The organism is Gilliamella sp. A7, assembly GCF_002142015.1.
Taxonomy (GTDB): domain Bacteria; phylum Pseudomonadota; class Gammaproteobacteria; order Enterobacterales; family Orbaceae; genus Gilliamella; species Gilliamella apis_A.
Map to the genome: position 1 here is coordinate 1 of NZ_NASN01000090.1, position 2,712 is coordinate 2,712.

A 2,712-nucleotide genomic window follows, 5' to 3' on the forward strand; every position below is an offset into this window, starting at 1 on the left:
TAGTGTCCATGCATAGGCTTTTACGAGATCTTGCTCACGCCCTAAACCATATAAATAGGCTTCAGTGACCCTTAATATACCAATAATTGAGCTATGCTCAGCCATTATTTCGGTATAATCAATTGCCAGTTTTAAATCTTCTGGCGTTAATGATTTACGATATTCGGTTAATTTATTAATTTTTTCAAAATCGTTATTTTTATAATGATAGCCCTGTTGAAACAGCATTCGTGCAGTCAAATGCTCATAACAGTGATAACCACCTTCTAAAGCATAATTGTAATATTTAATACTCTCTTTTAATTGTTCATCAGTGCATGGAAGATATTCCTCATTTTTATTGCCTTTACATGGACTAAATTTCCCCCCTTTTTCGTAAGCAAATTTTGGGTATTTTAAATCAGCGAATTTATTCCATAAATAACTCTTCATATCCCGATTTTTAAATACCACCGGTTCAACTAACGGTTTGCCAGTGTCATCAACTAATTGATCGCGATATTTTTTCATAAATTCAGTAAATGATATATAACCGTCTTCTCTAACATTTTCATCATATAAGTCATGCCAATGAAGAAGATCATAATAATAGGGCATTGCATTTTTATCCCACTGCCAAGCATGTTTGATAAATTTTACTAACTCATCAGGGTCTTGGACAGTATAAAATATTTGATCGTCGAATGCTCGGCTATATAGTTCTTTAGCTTCTTTTATACGTAATAATTGGTTTTCAGGAATGGTTGACGGGTAAATAGTGTAGTCCATAATTATATTGTCCTGCTGAATTGAGTTATTATCTAAATTTATTGAATTATAAAAATGAAAAAGTACAATACTGACAATGAAAAAAATACCTATAGCTATCAATTTTTTGGGGATCTTCTTTGTTATTTTGGTAGAGTTATTCATTAGATATACTCCATATCATTTTGATTAAAAACATCTACTTCTACAATGCGCTCTTCTAATTTTCCCCTATTAAATACTCGACAAGGAAGTATTTGATCTTTAGAGCTCAATTTTTTTATTTCTTCATAAATAGGATAGCTAGGATTTTCAACACCTAAGTCACGTTCCATTTCTTCATAGTTTTTTTTATTCTTCGACATTTTGCGGTATGTATCACCGGTTAATAGAGCATATCCCCACAAAACACGATCAATATCGGTGTACTCAGAACAAACATAATTAAAAGCGCGATAAGGTCGATATCTAAATTTTTTGGCATCGTCTCCTGCGGTTACTATTAATTCAATTAAATCAGGTTTAATAATTGGAAGTTTAGTAATTTGAAATAGATCAATAGCATAATTGGCATAAATAGTTTGCCCTAAACAACGGGTTTCTTGTCGCTCAGAAATTCTCTTAGCCAAACAAATCTGTTCTTTGATCATGTTATCATCAAAACTATCTTCATAAGCACCGCCTCTGCAAGAGTGCAAAACAAAAATACCCTCATATGGATGCCAAGGTAAACACTCCATATTATCTTGCTTATTAAAAAAAATTTTATTTTTCGCATTTTTTATTCCACCTTCTGGCTCTAAATTAAGCGAATCGTTTCCCCCATGACCAAAATAGTGAACTTGCCATAGTGCATATTTACTAGCTGTTTCAGGATTGGTTAACTCATTATATAATTTAGTCCATTCTTCTTTAAAATGAGAAGGATACTTAAACCCTTTTATAATTCGAATTTCGGCCTCTGGATATTTTTTTTGTAATCGTCTTTTTTTATAATCAGCGGCCAATTCGAAGTCATGACGTCCGGTTTTTCCTCCATATGCAAATAATACAAATAAAGGTTTGGGCAAATTTTTTAATGTGATTTCTTTAACGGCAACATTACCATTATTAATTTCACTTGTTTGTGCTACATGTGTTACGCTTATTTTAGTATTATTCGGCATAATTTTATCTTACCTACTAATAAATTCTAATGTTACTGATTCATTTTCATTTTGTGTATAAAATGCTTTTGTATATCCATTTTTATCTGTCTGACCTTTTACCTTACGGCCATCTGGCAATGTTGCAATATACGGCTCATTAATATAAATTTTTCCTGTTTCATCTTTACATATGAATTTAATTGCATAATTGCCAATAAGATAAGGTAATACTAACTGATCCATTTGTATCGCTTTCGGTCCCATTTTTTGCAATGCATTACTTTTTATATAAACATTATTGGCCGTGCCCAGTTCAATCCCAGCACTGCTAATTTTGATGTATGAACCACCACAGATTAATGTCACCGCTTTACTTGCGGTAACTGTCAGCTTTCCATCGACACTGTCTATTTTAATATCTTGCTTGGCGGCCATATTCAGGTTGGCATTTTGTGCCTGCACCTCAACATCACCCTGATTAGCAAAGATTTTCATTCCTGATTGTTGGGCAAATAGACCGATGGATTCACCTGATGAGATGGTAATGTTTTTTAACGCATTGATGTCAGTTTGGTTTTCACTGGTCACCGATACACTGTTCGACGTGGACAGTTGAATGTTTTCCGGACTGGTCAACGCAATACCTTCTTGTGCATAAGCAAGAATGCCACTTTGGGCTAACTGGGTTAATGTCGCTTTTAGTTGCTCTTGACTGTCGGTGTCTGCCACATGGGCTTCAGATTCGGTTGCGGCATTTTGTAAGGCTTTGGCAATCGATAGCGCATTTTCAAGCTGAGAAATAGCCGCTTGCATATCA

At 34.1% G+C, this 2,712-nt stretch carries 3 protein-coding genes; all 3 read right to left on the reverse strand.

Features of this window, described 5'->3' with window-relative positions:
* Positions 1-768 (reverse strand): hypothetical protein (locus B6D18_RS12195; protein ID WP_144063999.1); only part of this gene is annotated, 768 nt, incomplete at its 3' end.
* Positions 769-911: 143 nt separating this feature from the next.
* On the reverse strand, positions 912-1,913 hold the full coding sequence (locus B6D18_RS12200; protein WP_086364687.1) for a hypothetical protein: 1,002 nt from the start codon (positions 1,911-1,913) through the stop codon (positions 912-914).
* 9 nt (positions 1,914-1,922) lie between these two features.
* Positions 1,923-2,712 (reverse strand): DUF2345 domain-containing protein (locus B6D18_RS12205; RefSeq protein ID WP_144064000.1); only part of this gene is annotated, 790 nt, incomplete at its 5' end.